Annotated in this window: 22 protein-coding genes; 21 read left to right on the forward strand and 1 reads right to left on the reverse strand. The window is 69.1% G+C overall.

Annotation, left to right across the window (positions count from 1 at the left end):
* The first annotated feature begins 101 nt into the window (after positions 1-101).
* The 19 genes from ACESMN_RS03150 (at position 102) to kdsB (ending at position 15,956) form a co-directional block, all read left to right on the forward strand.
* Positions 102-1,517, forward strand: a complete 1,416-nt coding sequence (locus ACESMN_RS03150; RefSeq protein WP_373052130.1) for a DegQ family serine endoprotease — start codon at positions 102-104, stop codon at positions 1,515-1,517.
* Positions 1,518-1,594: 77 nt separating this feature from the next.
* Entirely contained in the window at positions 1,595-1,837 is a 243-nt protein-coding gene (locus ACESMN_RS03155) for a glutaredoxin family protein (protein WP_373052159.1), read from the forward strand.
* Complete coding sequence (gene lepA, locus ACESMN_RS03160; RefSeq protein ID WP_373052131.1) at positions 1,830-3,635, forward strand: translation elongation factor 4; 1,806 nt, start codon at positions 1,830-1,832, stop codon at positions 3,633-3,635. Before ACESMN_RS03155 ends, lepA begins: the two co-directional genes overlap by 8 nt.
* 38 nt (positions 3,636-3,673) lie before the next feature.
* The gene (lepB, locus tag ACESMN_RS03165) at positions 3,674-4,447 is read left to right on the forward strand and encodes a signal peptidase I (protein WP_373052132.1); all 774 of its coding nucleotides are present in this window, start codon (positions 3,674-3,676) and stop codon (positions 4,445-4,447) included.
* Positions 4,448-4,471: 24 nt separating this feature from the next.
* On the forward strand, positions 4,472-4,849 hold the full coding sequence (locus ACESMN_RS03170; RefSeq protein ID WP_373052133.1) for a DUF4845 domain-containing protein: 378 nt from the start codon (positions 4,472-4,474) through the stop codon (positions 4,847-4,849).
* 43 nt (positions 4,850-4,892) lie between these two features.
* Positions 4,893-5,591 (forward strand): ribonuclease III, encoded by a 699-nt coding sequence (gene rnc / locus ACESMN_RS03175; RefSeq protein ID WP_373052134.1) that lies wholly within the window; start codon positions 4,893-4,895, stop codon positions 5,589-5,591.
* Between the two features lie 8 nt (positions 5,592-5,599).
* Positions 5,600-6,496, forward strand: a complete 897-nt coding sequence (era, locus tag ACESMN_RS03180; protein ID WP_373052135.1) for a GTPase Era — start codon at positions 5,600-5,602, stop codon at positions 6,494-6,496.
* Entirely contained in the window at positions 6,493-7,158 is a 666-nt protein-coding gene (gene recO / locus ACESMN_RS03185) for a DNA repair protein RecO (protein WP_373052136.1), read from the forward strand. Before era ends, recO begins: the two co-directional genes overlap by 4 nt.
* A gap of 16 nt (positions 7,159-7,174) precedes the next feature.
* Positions 7,175-7,933 carry a pyridoxine 5'-phosphate synthase gene (locus ACESMN_RS03190; protein WP_373052137.1) on the forward strand — a complete coding sequence of 253 codons (759 nt, stop codon included), beginning with the start codon at positions 7,175-7,177 and terminating at the stop codon, positions 7,931-7,933.
* 14 nt (positions 7,934-7,947) lie between these two features.
* A complete protein-coding gene (gene acpS, locus ACESMN_RS03195; protein WP_373052138.1) occupies positions 7,948-8,346 on the forward strand; it encodes a holo-ACP synthase in 399 nt (132 codons plus the stop codon).
* A 35-nt stretch (positions 8,347-8,381) separates the two neighbouring features.
* Entirely contained in the window at positions 8,382-9,290 is a 909-nt protein-coding gene (gene cysM / locus ACESMN_RS03200) for a cysteine synthase CysM (protein WP_373052139.1), read from the forward strand.
* Entirely contained in the window at positions 9,287-10,090 is an 804-nt protein-coding gene (locus ACESMN_RS03205) for a 3'-5' exonuclease (protein ID WP_373052140.1), read from the forward strand. Before cysM ends, ACESMN_RS03205 begins: the two co-directional genes overlap by 4 nt.
* A complete protein-coding gene (rlmD, locus tag ACESMN_RS03210) occupies positions 10,087-11,403 on the forward strand; it encodes a 23S rRNA (uracil(1939)-C(5))-methyltransferase RlmD (RefSeq protein ID WP_373052141.1) in 1,317 nt (438 codons plus the stop codon). Before ACESMN_RS03205 ends, rlmD begins: the two co-directional genes overlap by 4 nt.
* A 102-nt stretch (positions 11,404-11,505) precedes the next feature.
* Entirely contained in the window at positions 11,506-12,141 is a 636-nt protein-coding gene (locus ACESMN_RS03215) for a MotA/TolQ/ExbB proton channel family protein (protein WP_373052142.1), read from the forward strand.
* Positions 12,138-12,563 carry an ExbD/TolR family protein gene (locus ACESMN_RS03220; protein WP_373052143.1) on the forward strand — a complete coding sequence of 142 codons (426 nt, stop codon included), beginning with the start codon at positions 12,138-12,140 and terminating at the stop codon, positions 12,561-12,563. The genes ACESMN_RS03215 and ACESMN_RS03220 overlap by 4 nt, the downstream gene beginning before the upstream one ends.
* 99 nt (positions 12,564-12,662) lie before the next feature.
* Positions 12,663-13,781 (forward strand): glycosyltransferase N-terminal domain-containing protein, encoded by a 1,119-nt coding sequence (locus ACESMN_RS03225; RefSeq protein ID WP_373052144.1) that lies wholly within the window; start codon positions 12,663-12,665, stop codon positions 13,779-13,781.
* On the forward strand, positions 13,769-14,782 hold the full coding sequence (lpxK, locus tag ACESMN_RS03230) for a tetraacyldisaccharide 4'-kinase (protein ID WP_373052145.1): 1,014 nt from the start codon (positions 13,769-13,771) through the stop codon (positions 14,780-14,782). Before ACESMN_RS03225 ends, lpxK begins: the two co-directional genes overlap by 13 nt.
* Before the next feature lie 6 nt (positions 14,783-14,788).
* Positions 14,789-14,983, forward strand: coding sequence for a Trm112 family protein (locus ACESMN_RS03235; protein ID WP_373052146.1), 195 nt, complete (start codon positions 14,789-14,791; stop codon positions 14,981-14,983).
* Between the two features lie 199 nt (positions 14,984-15,182).
* A complete protein-coding gene (gene kdsB / locus ACESMN_RS03240; RefSeq protein ID WP_373052147.1) occupies positions 15,183-15,956 on the forward strand; it encodes a 3-deoxy-manno-octulosonate cytidylyltransferase in 774 nt (257 codons plus the stop codon).
* Here kdsB and ACESMN_RS03245 read toward each other — a convergent pair.
* Positions 15,931-16,680 carry an HAD family hydrolase gene (locus tag ACESMN_RS03245; protein ID WP_373052148.1) on the reverse strand — a complete coding sequence of 250 codons (750 nt, stop codon included), beginning with the start codon at positions 16,678-16,680 and terminating at the stop codon, positions 15,931-15,933. The two genes, kdsB and ACESMN_RS03245, sit on opposite strands and share 26 nt — an antisense overlap.
* A gap of 175 nt (positions 16,681-16,855) precedes the next feature.
* Here ACESMN_RS03245 and ACESMN_RS03250 point away from each other — a divergent pair, with 175 nt between their 5' ends.
* Entirely contained in the window at positions 16,856-17,605 is a 750-nt protein-coding gene (locus tag ACESMN_RS03250) for an RNA methyltransferase (protein ID WP_373052149.1), read from the forward strand.
* 35 nt (positions 17,606-17,640) lie between these two features.
* Positions 17,641-18,438, forward strand: coding sequence for a serine O-acetyltransferase (gene cysE, locus ACESMN_RS03255; protein WP_373052150.1), 798 nt, complete (start codon positions 17,641-17,643; stop codon positions 18,436-18,438).
* Positions 18,439-18,488 lie beyond the last annotated feature (50 nt).

An 18,488-nucleotide genomic window follows, 5' to 3' on the forward strand; every position in this document is an offset into this window, starting at 1 on the left:
GCTCCTGTGGGTACGTGCCGTGCCGCCGATTCCGGCCGACCGCGGAACTTGTGCGCGGCCGGCGCCTCTAGACACATACGCAACCATTCCTGAAGGGGCTCATGAATATGTATCGCTGGTTCTTTCTGGCAACGATGCTGATCGCCTTGTCGGTTCCCGTCTCGGCGCGGGATCTGCCCGATTTCGTACCGCTGGCGGAGCAGTACAGTCCCGCGGTGGTCAACATCTCCTCGTCGCGCGAGCGCGCCGCGGCCGAAGGCGGGCCCGACCCCGAGATTCCGGAAGGAATGCCCTTCGAGGATCTCTTCGAGCGCTTCTTCGGCGAACGCGGTGAGGGTCCCCGCATCCCGGATCGCTTCGACCGCCGTTCGATGGGGTCGGGGTTCATCTACAGCGATGATGGCTACATCCTGACCAATCACCACGTGATCGCGAACGGTGGCGAGATCGTGGTGCGACTGTCCGACCGGCGGATCTTCACTGCGGAGGTGATCGGCTCGGATCCCGAGAGTGATGTCGCGGTGCTGAAGATCGATGCCCAGGAGCTGCCGACGCTGCAGCTGGGTTCCTCCGAATCGCTGAAGGTGGGCGAGTGGGTACTGGCCATCGGTTCGCCATTCGGATTCGACCACTCGGTGACGGCCGGAATCGTGAGTGCGAAGGGCCGCAGCCTGCCCTCCGACAACTACGTACCGTTCATCCAGACCGACGTCGCGATCAACCCCGGCAACTCCGGCGGCCCGCTGTTCAATCTCGATGGCGAGGTGGTGGGCATCAACTCCCAGATCTACAGCCGCACTGGCGGTTTCATGGGCCTTTCCTTCGCGATCCCGATCGAGATGGCCATGGAGGTGGCCGAGCAGATCCTCGAGACGGGCACCGTCACGCGGGGCTGGCTGGGTGTGCTGATCCAGGAGGTCACCCGGGACCTCGCGGACTCCTTCGGAATGGAGCGTCCCACCGGGGCACTGGTGGCACAGGTGCAGCCGGACAGCCCGGCGCAGGAAGCGGGTCTTCGCACCGGCGACGTGATCCTCCGGTTCAACGGGATCGACGTGCCTCGCTCCAGTGCCCTGCCGCCCATTGTCGGCCGCACGCCGGTCGGCTCCGAGGTGGAGGTCGACGTGCTCCGCGGTGACCGCGAGATCGTGGTCGAGGTGACCATCGACGCGCTGCCGGAAGAGATCGCGACGGGTAGCCGCGTCCCGGCGATTCCGTCGGAGGCCCAGTCGCAGAGCATGCTGGGCATGGAGATCGAGCCTCTGACCACCGAGGAGCGGGAGATACTCGGGCTGGCTGACGAGGGCGTGCGCGTGGCCGAGGTCACCGGGAACCCGGCCCGGGCCGCCGGAATTCGCTCCGGCGACGTGATCGTGCAGTTCGGCGGCGATCCCGTGCCATCGCCGCAGGCCCTGCGCGAACGTGCGGAGGCCGCATCCCCCGGGCGTTCTGTCCCGGTGCTGCTGCATCGGGAAGGCACCCCGGTCTTCATCGCGCTGCGCATGCCGCAGGAATGACGGTAGAGCGCCGCGGACGGTCTGCCGGCCGTGGCGGAGCGCCCCCTCCGCCCGCCGGCGACCGTCCGGCCGGGCGCCTGCCAACGCTGATCCTCTATCACCGGATCGACTGTGGGCTCTGCGAGCGGATGCTCGCGGAGCTCAGGTCCCTGCAAAGCCGTTATACTTTCGAGCTCGAGCGCGTCGACATCGACGAGGATCCCGATCTGGCGATGCGCTTCAACGCCAAGGTGCCCGTTCTGGCGGTGGACGGCGAGGTCCTCTGCTGCCACTTCCTCGATGCGCCGGCACTGATCGACGAGCTGACTCCGAATGACTGACCCCCGACTGACCCGCAACTTCTCCATCATCGCGCACATCGACCACGGCAAGTCCACCCTCGCGGACCGTCTCATCCAGGTCTGCGGCGGTCTGTCCGAGCGCGAGATGGCGGAACAGGTGCTCGATTCGATGGATCTCGAGCGCGAGCGCGGGATCACGATCAAGGCGCAGAGCGTCTCCCTGTTCTATGACGCCCGCGACGGTCAGCGTTATCAGCTCAACTTCATCGACACCCCGGGTCACGTTGATTTTTCCTACGAGGTCTCGCGCTCGCTGTTCGCCTGCGAGGGGGCGCTGCTGGTGGTGGACGCCTCCCAGGGCGTCGAGGCGCAGAGCGTGGCGAACTGCTACACGGCCATTGACCAGGGACTGGAGGTGGTGCCGGTGCTGAACAAGATCGATCTGCCCGCGGCGGAGCCTGACCGCGTGGCCAGCGAGATCGAGGATGTGATCGGCATCGAGGCCGTGAACGCGCTGCGGGTGTCGGCAAAGACCGGCGAGGGTGTCCCCGAGCTGCTGGAGGAGCTGGTGCGCCGGATCCCGCCGCCGGAGGGCGATCCGGACGCGCCGTTGCGGGCCCTGGTGATCGACTCGTGGTACGACAACTATCTCGGCGTAGTGGCGCTGGTCCGGGTCAAGGCCGGCCGGCTGCATGCGCAGCGCCGGATCACGGCGATGTCCGTGGGACGCAGCTACGAGGTGGACCGTGTCGGCGTGTTCGCACCGAAACCCGTGGATCGCCCGTTTCTCGACATCGGCGAGGTGGGCTACGTGATCGCCAGCATCAAGGACATCACCGGGGCGAAGGTCGGCGATACCTTCACCGACGCGAAGAATCCCGCCGAAAGCCCGCTGCCCGGGTTCAAGGAGATGCAGCCGCGCGTCTTCGCCGGGCTGTTCCCGATCAGCGCCGAGGACTTCAACGACCTGCGCGAGGCCCTGGACAAGCTGCGGCTGAACGACGCGTCCCTGCAGTTCGAGCCGGAGACCTCCCAGGCGCTCGGATTTGGCTTCCGCTGCGGATTCCTCGGGATGCTGCATATGGAGATCGTGCAGGAACGCCTCGAGCGGGAGTACGGACTGGAACTGATCTCCACCGCACCGACGGTCGTCTACGAGGTCGAGAAGACGAGCGGCGAGGTGGTTCCGGTGCACAATCCCTCGGAGCTGCCACCCGCCAACGAGATCGCCGAGATCCGCGAGCCGGTGATCCTGGCCAACATCCTGCTGCCGCAGGAGTACGTCGGGGCGGTGATGACCCTGTGCGTGGAGAAACGCGGCGTGCAGGTGAAGATGCAGTACATGGGGCGCCAGGTCGCCCTTGCCTACGAGATGCCGATGTCCGAGGTGGTGATGGATTTCTTTGACCGCCTGAAGTCGGCGACCCGTGGCTACGCGTCCTTCGACTACCAGCCGCTGCGCTTCCAGGCGGCGCCGCTGGTGCGCGTGGATATCCTGATCAACGGCGAGCGGGTCGACGCACTGTCCGCGATCGTGCACCGCGACCAGGCCCCGAGCCGTGGCCGGGAGCTCACCGAGCGCATGTGTGGCATCATTCCGCGTCAGATGTTCGAGGTGGCGATCCAGGCCGCGATCGGCTCCAAGATCATCGCGAGGTCGACCGTGAAGGCCTTGCGCAAGAACGTGCTTGCGAAGTGCTACGGTGGCGATGCGACACGCAAGCGCAAGCTGCTGGAGAAACAGAAGGCGGGCAAGAGACGGATGAAGCAGATCGGCCGGGTGGATGTTCCCCAGGAGGCCTTTCTCGCCGTGCTCTCGAGCGCTGACAAGGGCTGATCCGGCCTCACGGGCCGGTTTCCGAGAAGGGACCTGATATGACGTTCAGCCTGGAGCTGATCTTGGTGCTGGCGACGCTGGTCACGGGCGTGATCTGGCTGGTGTGGGCGGTCCTGCGGCGCTGGATGAGTCCCGAACGGCGGCAGCAGATGCCGTGGTACGTGGACTATTCACGGTCCTTCTTCCCGGTACTGCTGATCGTGCTGGTGTTGCGCTCCTTCGTCGCCGAGCCCTTCCGCATCCCCTCGGGGTCGATGATGCCCACCCTGCTGGTCGGGGACTTCATCCTGGTGAACAAGTTTTCGTATGGCGTGAGGTTGCCGGTCACGCGCAGCGTGATCCTCGAGACCGGCAGCCCCGAGCGCGGCGACGTCGCGGTGTTCAAGTATCCGCGCAACCCGGCCGAGGACTACATCAAGCGGGTGGTCGGAATTCCGGGCGATCTCATCGAGTTCCGGGACCGGACGCTCTACGTGAACGGCGAGCCGCAGCGCCTCGAGGAGGTGGGTACCTACGAGGGCGTGGGATCCGGCCGGATGATGACCGACGCCACCGTATTCCGGGAACATCTCGGCGACACGCCCCACCAGATCCTGATGTGGGAACGGGCACCCGGAATGAGCGGGTCGGTGCGGGTACCCGAAGGGCACTACTTCATGGTCGGCGACAATCGGGACAACAGCAATGACAGCCGCATGTGGGGCTTCGTGTCCGAGGACCTGCTGGTGGGCCGCGCGCTCTTCATCTGGCTGAACTGGGACTACAATGGCGGACACTGGGATTTCTCCCGGGTGGGCAACCGCATTCACTGAAGACATCACAGGGGGCATCGCGCAATGCTGAGATCAAGACAACGGATGCGGGGGATCGGGGGGTTCACCGTGATCATCTTCGTCCTCTTCGCGGTACTTGTCGCCAATTTCTTCCTGACCATCGGCAAGGACTACATCCAGTACTGGACGGTACGGGCCATCGTCACCGACGTGGCCGCCACCCCCGGGGTGGCGGAGCGCAGCCCGCAGCAGATCTGGAACGACATCAACCGGCGTCTCGCGATCAACTCGATCTATGAAAACGTGGAGCGCGAGAACGTCAGCTTCGAGGAAGACGGCTCGGGGCGCTACATGCTGCTGGACTACGAGGTCCGACGCACCTTCTTCGCCAATCTTGACCTCGTGGCCCAGTTCAACCGCCGCGACAAGCTCTCTCCTTGACCGGTCGCCCGGGTCCGATGCCTTCGCGGGCCGCAGGCACGTCATGGCTGCCGGGGCGCCGGTGAACGCGACGGATTTCCGCAGTCTGCTGCCGGAGGCATTGCGCGAAGCGGACTCGCTCGCACAGGCGCTCACTCACCGCAGCGCCGGTGCCCGGCACAACGAGCGGCTCGAGTTCCTCGGAGACGCGGTGCTGGGTCTGGTGATCGCCGACGCGCTGTTCGAACGCCTGCCGGATGCCCCGGAGGGCGACCTGACCCGTCTGCGCGCGGCCCTTGTCAACCGCGTCGCGCTGGCCGAGACCGCGCGCGCCGCGGGGCTGGAGGGGGCGCTGAACCTGGGTCAGGGAGAGCGCAAGACCGGCGGGCAGCGGCGCGAGTCGATCCTCGCCGACGCGCTCGAGGCCCTGATCGGCGCGAGCTATCGCACCGCGGGATACGCGGCGGCCCGGGAGTTCGTGCTGGGTCTCTACGCACGGCGCCTCGATTCCCTGCCCAGCGCCGAATCGCTGAAGGATCCCAAGACCCGGCTGCAGGAGTTCCTGCAGGGGCGCGGCTGTGCACTGCCCGAGTACCGGCTGCTGGATGTGTCGGGACCCGATCACAGGCGCCGTTTCGCAGTCGAGGCCTGGCTGCCCAGCGAATCCTGGGGGCAGCGGGGCACCGGCTCCAGCCGGCGGGCCGCGGAGCAGCAGGCCGCCGAAGCCGCGCTGGTCCGCCTCCGGCGCGAGGCCAATCAGTGACGGCAGGCATGGACCGGACGCATTGCGGCCTCGTTGCGCTGATCGGGCGGCCCAACGTGGGCAAGACCACGCTGATGAACAGGATGGTCGGTGAGAAGCTGGCCGCGATCACCCGCAAGCCGCACACGACCCGCAACCGGATCCTCGGCATCGTGACCGAGGGCCGGAAGCAGACCGTGCTTATCGACACGCCGGGAATCGACCCGGAGCCCGGCCGCCTGGTGAACCAGGTGCTGAACCGTACCGCGGTGCAGGCGCTTGCCGATGCCGACATCGTCTGCTTCATCGTGGAGGCCGGCCGTTTCGAGGCCGGGGATGGCTTCATCCTGGATGCGATCCGCTCCGCAGGGCGTCCAGTCATCCTGGTGGTGAACAAGGTCGACCGGATTGCCGACAAGCGGGCTCTGCTGCCGTTCCTCGAGGCACGGGCGCAGGAGCACGACTATCTTGCGGTGGTGCCCCTGTCCGCAAGGACCGGCGGTAATCTCCGCAGTCTGGTGGAGGAACTCGGACGGCACCTGCCGGAGGGGCCGTTTCTGTACGATCCGGAACAGCTCAGCGACCGTCCCGAGCGCTTCCGGGCCGAGGAGATGATCCGCGAGGCGCTGCTCGAGCGCCTGGGCCAGGAGGTCCCGTACTCGGTGGCGGTACGGGTCGAGGGCTGGGAGGACCGTCCCGACATCACCCATATCGACGCGCTGATCGTGGTTGAGCGGCCAAGCCAGAAGGGCATCGTGATCGGGAAGGGCGGACAGATGCTGAAACGCATCGGCCAGGCGGCCCGGCAACAGCTCGAGGAACTCCTCGGGCGCAGGATCATGCTGCGCCTGACCGTCCGGGTGGAGGCAGGGTGGTCGCAGAGCAATCGCGCGCTGCGGGAGCTGGGCATCGAAGAACCGCGGTGACGGCAGGACGTCCAGAGTTGCCCGCTCCCGGCTTCGTGCTACATGCCCGCCCGTTTCGGGAACACAGCCGGATCCTGGAGCTGGTTACCCGGGATGCCGGGCGTACCGCGGTGCTGGCGCGCGGGCGGGCCGGATCCCTCCGACCCTTCGTGCTGCTGGACCTTGCCTGGCGCGGGCGGGGCGACCTGCCCAGTCTCACGCTGGGCGAGGAGCGGCGCGTGTTCCCGCTCTCGGGGCGGGCGATGATCTGTGCCCTGTATCTGAACGAGCTGGTGCTGCGCCTGTTTCCGCGCGACGTCGCCGCGGGCGAGGTGGTCGGGATTCTCGAGCAGGCCTACCAGGGGCTGCTTGCACCGGAACGTCCGGAGCACAGCCTGCGCGCGGCGGAATGGTCCTTGCTCGCGCTGATCGATTCCGGGCTGGATCACCTGCCCGGGGTCCTGCCCGATGCGCAGGCACACTACCGCTACCGTCCCGACGAGGGGCTCGGCGAGGCCCTCACCGAGGCCGCGCCGGGTAGCTTGCGCGGCGAGGCACTGCTGGCGCTCGCCACCGGTTCCCGCCTGCCCGATAATGACCTGCGCGCCGCCCGGGACTTCATGCGGTGCCTCATCGACCAACACCTTGACGGCCGGGAGCTCCAGACCCGGCGCCTTCTCTGACAGGATCCATTCCATCATGCAAGCAGCTGTCCCACCGCCGTTGCGGCTCGGCGTGAATCTCGATCACATCGCCACCATCCGCCAGGCGCGGCACACCCCCTACCCGGACCTGATGCAGGCGGTGCGCCTGGCCGAGGCCAGCGGGGCGGACTCGATCACCCTGCACCTGCGCGAGGACCGCAGGCACATCCAGGACGACGACGTCTTCGGGATCAAACCGCGCCTCACGCGGCCGCTGAATCTCGAGATGGCGGCGACCGAGGGGATGCAGGCGATCGCGCTGCAGCTGGTGCCGGAGGCCTGCTGCATCGTGCCCGAGCGCCGCGAGGAGTTGACCACCGAGGGGGGGCTGGACGCGGCCGGGCAGCTGGTTCGCCTGCGCGAGTTCGTGCAACCGCTGAACGACGCCGGGATCGAGGTCTCGCTGTTCATCGAACCGGACCTGCGGCAGCTCGAGGCCGCCGTCGCAATCGGTGCCCCGGTGGTCGAGCTGCACACCGGCGCCTACGCCAATGCCCGTGACGGTGCCGAGCGCTCGCGACTGGCCGAGGCGCTGTTCTCTGCCGCCCGCTCCGGCCACGAGATGGGGCTGGCCATCAACGCCGGTCACGGGCTGGACTACGACAACGTGCGTCCGGTCGCTGCGCATCCGCTGTTCCACGAGCTGAACATCGGCCACTCGATCGTCGCCCGTGCGCTGTTCACCGGGCTGCCGGAGGCCGTGAGCCACATGCGCAGCATCATGGACGCCGCGCGCCACGGCCGGCGACCCTGAACGCGGGCCGGCGCATGATCCTGGGCGTCGGTGTCGACCTGGTCCGCGTCGCGCGCATGCGCCCGCTGCTCGAGCGTCACGGTCAGCGGTTGCTCGAGCGGCTGCTGCATCCGGACGAGCGCTCCGAGCTCCCCGCCGCGCGTCCCGAGGGCTTCGTGGCCCGCCGTTTCGCCGCAAAGGAGGCGCTGGCCAAGGCGCTCGGCTGCGGGGTGGGCCGGCACATGGCGTTGCACGAGGTCTGCGTGACCCACGACCCGGCCGGCCGTCCGGGCATCGCGCTCAGCGGCGCCGCGGCCCGCACCGCGGCACGGCTCGGTGTCTCGCGGATCCACCTCAGCATCAGTGACGAACACGACTACGCCCAGGCCTTCGTGGTGCTGGAGGGGTGGGCGTCGGAGCCGTCCGGCGGGTAAGTGCGCCCTTGCGTGAGCCGGTATACTCTGCCGGGATGAGGCGACCAAAGACCGAATCCTTCCCCACGCTGGAAGACTTTGTCGGCAACACCCCGCTGGTCCGGTTGCAGCGCCTGGCGGCCGGGTTGCCGGCGCCGGTGCTGGTGAAGCTCGAGGGCAACAATCCGGCGGGCTCCGTCAAGGACCGGCCGGCCCTGAACATGATCCTGCAGGCCGAGTTGCGCGGCGAGATCCGTCCGGGCGCCACGCTGATCGAGGCGACCAGCGGCAACACCGGCATTGCGCTGGCGATGGTCGCGGCGATAAAGGGCTACCGCATGCTTCTGATCATGCCCGAGAACATGTCGGCCGAGCGCCGCGCCGCCATGAAGGCCTTCGGCGCGGAGATCATCCTGGTCACGCGGGAGCAGGGCATGGAGGGAGCACGCGATCTGGCCCAGAAGCTGGAGCGCGAGGGCCGGGGCAGGGTCCTCGACCAGTTTGCGAACCCCGACAATCCCGACGCGCACTACCGCGGCACCGGCCCGGAGATCTGGCGCGACACGGAGGGCGCGGTCACGCACTTCGTGTGTTCGATGGGGACCACGGGCACCATCATGGGCACCTCGCGCTTCCTGAAGGAGCAGGATCCCGCGGTCACCGTCGTCGGCGTGCAGCCCACCGAGGGTTCCGCGATTCCGGGCATTCGGCGCTGGCCCGAGGCCTACCTGCCGTCGATCTTCGATGCCTCGCGGGTTGACCGGACCCTGGACATCAGCCAGGAGGAGGCCGAGACGATGATGCGCCGGCTGGCCGCCGAGGAGGGGATCTTCGCCGGGGTGTCCTCCGGCGGCTCGGTCGCCGCCGCCCTGAAGGTGGCAGCCGGGCTTCGCGACGGGCTGGTGGTCGCGATCGTCTGCGACCGGGGTGACCGCTACATCTCGACCGGCGTGTACCCGGCATGAGCAGCGGGCCGGTACTGGTCTTCGACCTGGAGACGGTTCCCGACATCGAAGGCGCGCGGCGGCTGCACGATTTCGAGGGGCTGTCCGACGCCGAGGTGGCCGAGGCACTGTTCGCGCTGCGCCGCATCCGGACGGGCACGGAATTCCTGCAGCACCCCCTGCAGCGCGTGGTCTCGATCGGGGTGCTGTACCAGGGCGGCGAGCAGATCAAGGTCTCCGCATTCGGGCGCGATACCGAGGACGAGGCGGAACTGCTGCGCCAGTTCTTCGAGGTGATCGAGAAGCGGACCCCGACCCTCGTCAGCTGGAACGGCGGCGGCTTCGACCTGCCGGTGCTGCACTACCGCGCCCTGCTGCACGGGGTCGCCGCGCCGCGCTACTGGGACCAGGGGGACGAGGACCGCAGCTTCCGCTACAACAACTATCTCAGCCGCTTTCACTGGCGCCACATCGACCTGATGGACGTGCTCGCCGGCTACCAGCCGCGGGCGGTGGCCGGCCTCGACATGATCGCCTCGCTGCTCGGACTTCCCGGAAAACTGGGGATGGACGGCAGCCAGGTCTGGCCCGCGTGGCGGGACGGAAATCGTCGCATGATCCACGACTACGTCGAGCACGACGTGCTGAACACCTACCTGGTCTTTCTGCACTTTGAGCGCATGCGCGGCGCGCTGAGCGCCGAGGCGCTGGAGCAGCGCAAGGGGCTCCTGCGCGGCTACCTCGCCCAGGAACGGCAGCCGCATCTGGAGGCCTTCCTGTCGGCATGGAGCGGCGCGGCCCCCGCTCGCGCCAGCGCATGAGCACCGACCGCAACCCGTTCGAAGTCCGGATCGAGGACCTGACCCTGGACGGGCAGGGGGTCGGGCGCCGCGACGGCAAGGCCTGCTTCGTACCCGGTGCGTTGCCCGGTGAGCGCGTGCGGGCGGTCCAGACCCGGCGCAAGCGGAACTACGACATCGCGCGGCTCGAGTCCGTACTGGAACCGGCGCCGGAACGGGTGGAGCCCCCTTGCACGTGGTTCGGGATCTGCGGCGGGTGTCGGCTGATGCACGCGGACATGGGGCTGCAGCGGCAGCTGAAGGAGAAGGGCCTGTTCGAGGCCCTGTCCCGGATCGGGCGCGTGAGCCCGGAGCGACGGCTGGAGCCGCTGATCGGGGATACCCTGGGTTACCGGCGCACGGCCCGGCTGGGGGTCAAGTACGTGCCGAAAAAGGGGGGCACACTGGTGGGCTTTCGCGAGCGCGCCGGGCGCTACCTCGCGGACATGTGGGACTGCCCCGTGCTGCACCCGGCGCTCGGGCAGCGGATCGGCCAGCTGCGCAGGCTGATCGACGGGCTGGACGCGCGCGCGAAGATCCCGCAGATCGAGGCGGTAGTGGACGATTCCGGCACGGCCGCGCTGGTCTTCCGGCATCTGCAGCCGCTCTCCGAGGCGGACGGCCGGCGGCTTGCGGAGTTTGCCGACACGGAGGGGCTGCAGATCCATCTGCAGCCGGCGGGGCCGGACAGCGTGCACTACCACGCCGGGCCACGCACCGGCCTGTCCTATGGCCACCCCGATTTCGACGTAGCGGTGGACTTCGCGCCGCTCGACTTCATCCAGGTGCATGCGGGGGTCAACCGCGAGATGGTGCGCCGGGCGCTCGATCTGCTGGAGCCCGATGCAGGTTCCCGCGTGCTCGATCTCTTCTGCGGTCTCGGCAACTTCACGCTGCCGCTGGCGCGGCGCGCCGGCGAGGTGGTCGGTGTCGAGGGCGACGCGCGGATGCTCGAGCGCGCGCGAGCCAATGCCGAGGCGCAGGGTATCCGCAACACCCGCCATGTCTGCGCCAACCTCGATGACGAGACGCTCGGCGACCGGCCGTGGCTGCGCGACCCCTTCGACCGCGCACTGCTGGACCCGCCCCGGGCCGGGGCCGCGATGGTGGTCGAGGCGCTGGGACCGATCGCGATTCCGCGCCTGCTGTACGTGTCCTGCAACCCGGCCACGCTGGCCCGGGACGCCGAGCGGCTGGTGCATCACTTCGGTTACCGCCTGGAAGCGGCCGGGATCATGGACATGTTTCCGCACACGGCGCACGTGGAGTCCATGGCGCTGTTCACCCGCGCCTGAAATCGGGCCGGCGGCGAGTTTCGTGCCTTCGGGGCTGCAGTTATCATCACCGGTTGATCGCGGGCGGGGCAGCACCGCGGACGCGAGAGGATGGAGGTCGGTATGCTGGAGATCGTGAGGGCGGGCGGTTGGCTGATGGTGCCGATCCTGCTGTGTTCGGTGATTGCAATGGCCATTGTGCTGGAACGCCTCTGGTCGCTGCGCCGCTCGCGGGTGGTCCCCCGGGGACTGCTGCTGACGGTCTGGGAGCAGGTTCGTGGCGGCGGGCCCGATGCCGACATGCAGCTGCAGCGGCTGCGCGCACGGTCCCCGCTGGGTCGGGTGCTGGCGGCCGGACTGGCGGCACAGGACCGTTCGCGCGAGGTGATGAAGGAGACCATCGAGGAGACCGGGCGGCGGGTCGCATACGAACTGGAGCGCTTCCTGAATACCCTCGGGACGATCGCGATGATCACGCCGCTGCTGGGGCTGCTCGGCACCGTGGTGGGGATGATCGAGGTCTTCACCGTGATCACCGACGTCGGTGTCGGCAGCCCGCGTGATCTCGCCGGGGGCATCTCGCAGGCCCTGGTGACCACCGCCGCGGGCATTGGCGTCGCGATTCCGACACTGATCTTCCACCGCTATTTCCGCGGCCGGGTCGACGAACTCGTGCTGGAGATGGAGATGGAGGCCGTGAAGCTGGTCGAGGTGATCCACGGCGAGCGCAGCGCCTCCGGGGCGGGTCCGGTCACATGAACTTCCGCAGGCCACGCACCGACGAGGCGGGGATCAATCTCACGCCGCTGATCGACGTGGTGTTCCTGCTGCTGATCTTCTTCATGGTCTCCACCACCTTCGATCGCCACGCCGACATCCAGCTGCAGCTTCCATCCGCCGAGCGTGAGCCGGTGGCCACCGAACGCGCGTGGGTCGACATCCTGATCGATGCCACGGGGCAGTACTACGTCGATGACCGCGAGCTGGTGAACCGCCGTCCCGAGACCCTGGAACGGGCGGTGGAGCAGGCGCTCGCTGATCGGCCCGAGGATCCCGTGCTGATCCGGGCGGATGCCGGCACGACCCACCAGTCGGTGGTCACTGCACTGGACGTGGTGGGCCGGCTTGGCGTCACCGCGGTCTCGATTGCGACGGTCGGAACCGGACCGGATGCAGAGTAGTCCGCGGACACCGGGCCGGACCGTTCGCGCCGGATGCGCGTCCGGCACCCCGACCACGTGGCGGCACGGCCCGCAACCGCGGTCCCGGAGCCCGCTCCATTGAAATCGGATCCCGGTTACAGCGCGGCGTTCGGGGCGGTATGGCGTGCGCTGGTGCGCGACTACCGCCAGGGCGAGGGTCACCGTGCGCGTGCCCGCCTCGGCTTCCTGACACCGCCGGAGGGACGCGGCCGCGTGGTCTGGATCAAGGCCGGTGCCGGCCCGGATTCGCTCCGGCTCGGCGTGGAGCTGCTGGGTGCGGTTCGCGACCGGCGCCGCGACGTGCGAGTGGTGCTGACCTTCGAGGAGGACGATCCGGCGCTGCTCACCCGCCTGCTGCAGCCCTGGCCGAGGGTCGGGATCGGGTACGGTCCCTGCGACCGGCCGAGCGTAGTGACCCGGGTGCTGGATCGCTTTCAGCCCTGCGGCATCATCGTCGCGGAATCGACGCCGCCGGAGAACCTGCTGCGGAGGACACTGGCGCCGGTGGCCGTCGTCGGTGGTGCCGCCACCGCCCCCGTCGCCGTGGCCTGGCCTCTGTCCGCGGCGGATCGCGCCGGCTGGCAGGAAACGGGGCAGGCCGGCGAGCTGATGCCGGCCGCGGATCCTCAGGCGCGCTTTGCCGAGGCCCAGGCCGACGTAGTGCTCCGCAGCCTCGCGGGGGGCGGTGAACGGCACCTGTGGTGGTGGCACGGCACGGCTGCACAATGGCCGGCGTGGCTGGAGGCGTGGCAGGCATGGCCGCCGTCCGGCGACGACATCCTGATGGTGAGCCTCGAGGGTGGTGTGTCTCCCGCCGAGGCCACGCTGAAGGCCAGTGCCTGGGATCGCACGGGCCTGCCGGGAGGGACCCTGCTGCACGTGGATGACCCCCGCTGGTATGCCGCGGCGGCAAGCGCGGCCCACGGCGTGCATCTCGCATATCCCGGACGCCACGCGCTCTGGCAGGCCCTGGCCGCGGGTTCGGCACTGAGTCTCGGCGCACAGGCAGACGTCGACGGCCTGCCGGTGGCACTTCTCCCGGCCCCGGCCGGGGTCACCGGCCACTGGCAGGAACTGCGGGGCGACGAGGCCCTGCGCCGGAGGCGGGGTGACGCGGGGCGCCGGCGGTTCTGGGAGGAACGGCGTCAAGTCGATGCAAACCTCACGGCCCTGATGGACCGGGTGTGGATGTGGTAGAGCGGTGGCTGTGGCGCCAGTGGAGCCGGCGCGGTCCCTTTGCCGCGGCCATGTTTCCGCTGTCGCTGATCTACGCGGGGATCGCGAACTGGAAGCGCAACCGGCTGGAGGAGGTCCAGCGCACCGTCTTCCTGCCAGTGAAGGCGGTGATCGTCATCGGCAATCTCACAGTGGGCGGCAGCGGGAAGACGCCCATGACCGCGTGGCTCGCGGGGCGGCTGCGGGATGCCGGCTATCGACCGGGAATCGTCAGCCGTGGCTACGGACGTCGCAACGGGGCCGCCAGCGTGCTGGTGGGTCCGGGCGCCGACCCGGCCACGGTCGGGGACGAGCCGATCATGCTGGCACGGCGCACCGCGTTGCCGGTCTGGGTGGACCGCGACCGTGTGCGGGCGGCCCGCGCGCTGGCCGAGCAACAGGGCGTGGACGTGGTGATCTCCGACGATGGGCTGCAGCATCACCGACTGCCAAGGGACATCAGCATCCTGATGGTTGATGGCCGGCGCCGGTTCGGCAACGGTCTGTGCCTCCCCGCCGGTCCGTTGCGCGAGCCCCGTTCGGCCGCCGAACGGGCCGATTTCGTGGTGGTCACGGGCGGGGACCCCCAGCCTGGCGAGTACCGCATGCACCTGGCGCCATCGACGTTGCTGCGCCGGGTGGATCGCCCGGCCTCCACGCGGCCCCTGCAGGAACTGGCCGGACAGGTCGCCCACGCAGTGGCGGGAATCGCCGATCCCGAGCGGTTTTTCGACGCCCTCGAGGCGGCAGGCATCGCCGTGGTGCCGCATCCCTTCCCCGATCACCACCGCTTTCGGGCGCGGGACATTGTCTTCGACGATCAGGCCCCGGTACTGATGACCGAGAAGGATGCCGTAAAATGCCGGGACTTCGCCGATGAGCGGCACTGGTACTGGCCGGTCTCGGCACAGCCCGAGGCCGGCCTGGAACAGGCGCTGCTGCACCGCCTCGAGACATCCATTCGGCTCAAATACCTGGGGTAACACAAGATGGACAAGCGCCTGCTCGATATTCTCGTCTGCCCGGTCACCAAGGGCCCGCTCCACTACGACCGCGAGGCACAGGAACTGATCTCGGTCTCCGCCGGCCTGGCCTATCCGATCCGGGACGACATCCCGGTGATGCTCGAAGACGAGGCCCGCGTGCTCTCGGAGGAGGAAAAGGAACGCTGGCGCGGGAAGTGAGCTGCGTTCCGGGGCGGAATCGCAGGGGCGCTCCTGCCGGCGGGACGCCGTGAATACATCCGTGTAGGCTTGACGGCAGCATCCCTGCTGCCGACACCCGCCCGCAGCGCCCACCCTCCGGCGCCTCGACGGTCAGAGGGCCGGGGACAGCTGCAGGGTGGGCAAAACGAAGTGTGCCCACCAAAGACCCGGATTGCATATGACTGAACACGGATTCATGGTGGTGATCCCCGCGCGGATGGCGTCCAGCCGGTTGCCGGGGAAGCCGTTGATCGCGATTGCGGGAAGGCCCCTGATCGCGCACGTGGTCGCCCGGGCGCGGGAGAGCGCGGCACGGCAGGTGATCGTCGCCAGCGACGACGAGCGGGTGCTCGAGGCCGCGCGCCAGGCCGGTGCCGAGGCGCGGTGGACGCCGGCCGATCTGCCTTCGGGAACCGACCGGATCGCGGCGGTTGCGGCGGAGGAGGGCTGGTCCGACGCCACCTGCGTGGTGAACCTGCAGGGAGACGAGCCGCTGACGCCGGGCAGCCTGCTGGATGAACTGGCATCGCTGCTGGAGCGCCATCCCGGGGCGGACATGGCGACCCTGGGCGTGCCGATCCGCGCTGTCGGGGATCTGCACGATCCCAACCAGGTGAAGCTGGTGACCGATGCCTCCGGGCGGGCCCTGTACTTCTCGCGCGCGCCGATCCCCTGGGACCGGGAGGCGCACCGGCTCGGGCAGGCACCGGATCTGTCGCTGGCGCGCCGGCACCTCGGCCTGTACGCCTACCGCGCGGGTTTCCTGCGCCGGCTCACCGCCGAGCCGCCCGCGCGGCTGGAGCGCCTCGAACAGCTCGAGCAGCTGCGGGCGCTGGCGCTCGGTGCGTGGATTCAGGTGGGCTCGGTGGACCTGGGCGTGCCCCCGGGCGTGGACACGCCGGAGGATGTCGAGCGACTGGAGGCGCTCATGGGCGCAACGGTGCGGGTCTGACCAGGCCGAGCCGGATCGGGATCTGGCCCAGGCGCCCGAAGGCGAATTCGGGTCCGGGGGCGTCGTGCGGCCAGGCGGTGGTGTGCGGGTTGAACCAGCCCGCGCGCATGCCGGCCTTGCGCGCACCCAGCACGTCGCAGAGCGGATCGTCGCCGATGTGGAGCATGGACTCGACCGCGACGCCGGCGCGCCGGACCGCGGCGCGGAAGATCGCCGGGTCGGGCTTCGCCGCGCCCGCCTCGGCCGCCGGGACCGCGAAATCGAAGTAGCGGCCGAGCGGCGTCCGGAAGACGTCGGCGTTGCCATTGCTGATCGCACCGAGCCGGAAGTGGCGCGACAGCACCTCCAGGACGGAGGCGGCCTCGGGATCCGGTTCGACCTCGTTGCGCGCGATCCAGAAGACCTCGAAGCCCTCGGAGCTGATGCGCTCCGGGCAGGCCCCCGTCTCCTCGGCAATACCGCGCAGCCAGCGCTTGCGCAGGCCGGTGAGATCGTGCCGCTCGGATGTGGGTGCCGACCGGATGAAGGCGCCGCGGGCGGCGACCAGGGCCTCGGGACTGTAGCGCTCGCACACCTGCGGCGCGTTGACACGCAGCCACTCGTAGAAGCGGGCCTCGGCGCGATGGATCGCCGGCATCACCGGCCACAGGGTGTCGTCGAGATCGAAGGTGATGCAGCGGATCTCGGCATCCACGGCCACGGCTTGTGAGGATCCTTCGGTCATGGCTGCGAATTCTATCGCGTCGTGCCTCCCGGGGATCCAAATCCGCACCACGCCACGGGATGCACCGGCCCGGTCGGCGATCGCGTGCCGGGACGATGGCGGGACGGGACGTGCGCGGCCGCAAGGCCGATAATGCCCGGAACCGTTCATCGCCCTGTCGCATTCGGAGCCCGGCATGTCTGAAGCACTCTCCCGTATCCGCGTGATCCTCGTCGGCACCACCCATCCGGGGAATATCGGGTCGGCGGCGCGCGCGATGAAGACCATGGGTCTTGCGGACCTGGTCCTGGTCGATCCGGCGCGGTTCCCGTCGGCCGAGGCCACCACGCTGGCCGCCGGCGCGGATGACCTGCTGACCGCGGCCCGCGTGCTCCCAGGCCTCGCAGAGGCGGTCGCGGATTGTGTCTGGGTGGTGGGCACCAGTGCCCGCCGGCGGGGCCACTCCGTTCCGGCGGTGGATCCGGCGGCCGCCGCCCGGGACCTGGTCGATCGGGCGGAGCGCGGCACGGTTGCCCTGGTCTTCGGCCGCGAGAGCAGCGGGCTGTCCAACGAGGAGCTGGACTGCTGCAACGCCCTGGTGCAGATTCCGACCAACCCCGCCTTCAGTTCCCTGAATCTGGCCGCGGCGGTGCAGGTGCTGGCCTACAGCTGCCGCGTGGCTGCGCTCGAGCAGGTGCCGGCGTCGCCGCCCGGCTACGACCCGGACCCGCCGGCGACGCAGTCCGAGCTGGAGGCCCTGTTCGACCATTACCTGCGGGCGCTGATCCGGATCGAGTTCCTGGACCCGGAGAAGCCGCGACACCTGATGCGGCGCCTGCGGCATCTCTATCTGCGCGCCGGACTGAGTGCCAGCGAGGTCCGGATCCTGCGCGGCATCCTGACCCACACCGAGCGCGGCGGCGGACGTCCGCCCGGCTCCGCATGATATCGTAACGTCCCTGAATCGCGGGCCCCGTATCCATGTTCCACAGGCTCAGAGAAGACATCCAGTGCGTGTTCGAGCGCGATCCCGCCGCGCGCAACACCTTCGAGGTGCTGACCACGTATCCGGGCCTGCAGGCGGTCTGGTTGCACCGCGCCGCGCACGGCCTCTGGCGCCTGCGCCTGCGCTGGCTGGCCCGCGTACTGGCCAATGTGACCCGCCTGCTGACCGGCATCGAGATCCACCCCGGCGCGCGGATCGGCCGGCGCTTCTTCATCGATCACGGAATGGGCGTGGTCATCGGGGAGACCGCGGAGATCGGGGACGACTGCACGCTGTACCATCAGGTTACGCTGGGCGGCACGAGCTGGGACAAGGGGAAGCGCCATCCGACGCTGGAGGATGGCGTGGTGGTCGGTGCCGGGGCCAAGATCCTCGGTCCGGTGCGCATCGGCGCGCGCGCGCGGGTGGGCTCCAACGCGGTGGTGCTGCGCGATGTGCCCGCCGAGGCCACCGCGGTCGGCATTCCCGCGCGGGTGCTTGCGCCGCCGGTGGAACCGGATGCGCGCTTCAAGGCGATGGCCGATCGCATGGGCTTTGACGCCTATGGCCTGAGTCGGGACATGCCCGATCCCGTGGCCAACGCGATTCACCGCATCGTTGGTCACATGCACGAGCTCGACGAACGTCTCGAGCGAACCAGCGCCGCCCTCAAGGGTGCCGGCATCGACATCGGGGGCGCGGGCGAGATGCACCCGGTCTCGGAGCGCGACCTGGAGGGCCTGGAACCGGATGAGCGCGAGATTCCCCCGCGCAACACGTCGGGAAATAGGTGATCGCCCGCCAGGGTCCCGGATAATGTGCACTGCGGGATTACCGCAGGGAG

Source organism: Thioalkalivibrio sp. (genome assembly GCF_041690275.1).
GTDB lineage: Bacteria > Pseudomonadota > Gammaproteobacteria > Ectothiorhodospirales > Ectothiorhodospiraceae > Thioalkalivibrio.

Excerpts from the sequence above, each read along its gene's own strand:
- ACESMN_RS03235 (WP_373052146.1), top strand. The coding sequence starts at position 14,789 with ATGGACAAGCGCCTGCTCGATATTCTCGTCTGCCCGGTCACCAAGGGC.
- rnc (WP_373052134.1), top strand. The coding sequence starts at position 4,893 with ATGGCTGCCGGGGCGCCGGTGAACGCGACGGATTTCCGCAGTCTGCTG.
- era (WP_373052135.1), top strand. The coding sequence starts at position 5,600 with ATGGACCGGACGCATTGCGGCCTCGTTGCGCTGATCGGGCGGCCCAAC.
- ACESMN_RS03250 (WP_373052149.1), top strand. The coding sequence starts at position 16,856 with ATGTCTGAAGCACTCTCCCGTATCCGCGTGATCCTCGTCGGCACCACC.
- ACESMN_RS03170 (WP_373052133.1), top strand. The coding sequence starts at position 4,472 with ATGCTGAGATCAAGACAACGGATGCGGGGGATCGGGGGGTTCACCGTG.
- acpS (WP_373052138.1), top strand. The coding sequence starts at position 7,948 with ATGATCCTGGGCGTCGGTGTCGACCTGGTCCGCGTCGCGCGCATGCGC.
- ACESMN_RS03245 (WP_373052148.1), bottom strand. The coding sequence starts at position 16,680 with ATGACCGAAGGATCCTCACAAGCCGTGGCCGTGGATGCCGAGATCCGC.
- lepA (WP_373052131.1), top strand. The coding sequence starts at position 1,830 with ATGACTGACCCCCGACTGACCCGCAACTTCTCCATCATCGCGCACATC.
- ACESMN_RS03220 (WP_373052143.1), top strand. The coding sequence starts at position 12,138 with ATGAACTTCCGCAGGCCACGCACCGACGAGGCGGGGATCAATCTCACG.
- ACESMN_RS03190 (WP_373052137.1), top strand. The coding sequence starts at position 7,175 with ATGCAAGCAGCTGTCCCACCGCCGTTGCGGCTCGGCGTGAATCTCGAT.
- lepB (WP_373052132.1), top strand. The coding sequence starts at position 3,674 with ATGACGTTCAGCCTGGAGCTGATCTTGGTGCTGGCGACGCTGGTCACG.
- cysE (WP_373052150.1), top strand. The coding sequence starts at position 17,641 with ATGTTCCACAGGCTCAGAGAAGACATCCAGTGCGTGTTCGAGCGCGAT.
- cysM (WP_373052139.1), top strand. The coding sequence starts at position 8,382 with ATGAGGCGACCAAAGACCGAATCCTTCCCCACGCTGGAAGACTTTGTC.
- ACESMN_RS03215 (WP_373052142.1), top strand. The coding sequence starts at position 11,506 with ATGCTGGAGATCGTGAGGGCGGGCGGTTGGCTGATGGTGCCGATCCTG.
- kdsB (WP_373052147.1), top strand. The coding sequence starts at position 15,183 with ATGACTGAACACGGATTCATGGTGGTGATCCCCGCGCGGATGGCGTCC.
- ACESMN_RS03205 (WP_373052140.1), top strand. The coding sequence starts at position 9,287 with ATGAGCAGCGGGCCGGTACTGGTCTTCGACCTGGAGACGGTTCCCGAC.
- rlmD (WP_373052141.1), top strand. The coding sequence starts at position 10,087 with ATGAGCACCGACCGCAACCCGTTCGAAGTCCGGATCGAGGACCTGACC.
- ACESMN_RS03150 (WP_373052130.1), top strand. The coding sequence starts at position 102 with ATGAATATGTATCGCTGGTTCTTTCTGGCAACGATGCTGATCGCCTTG.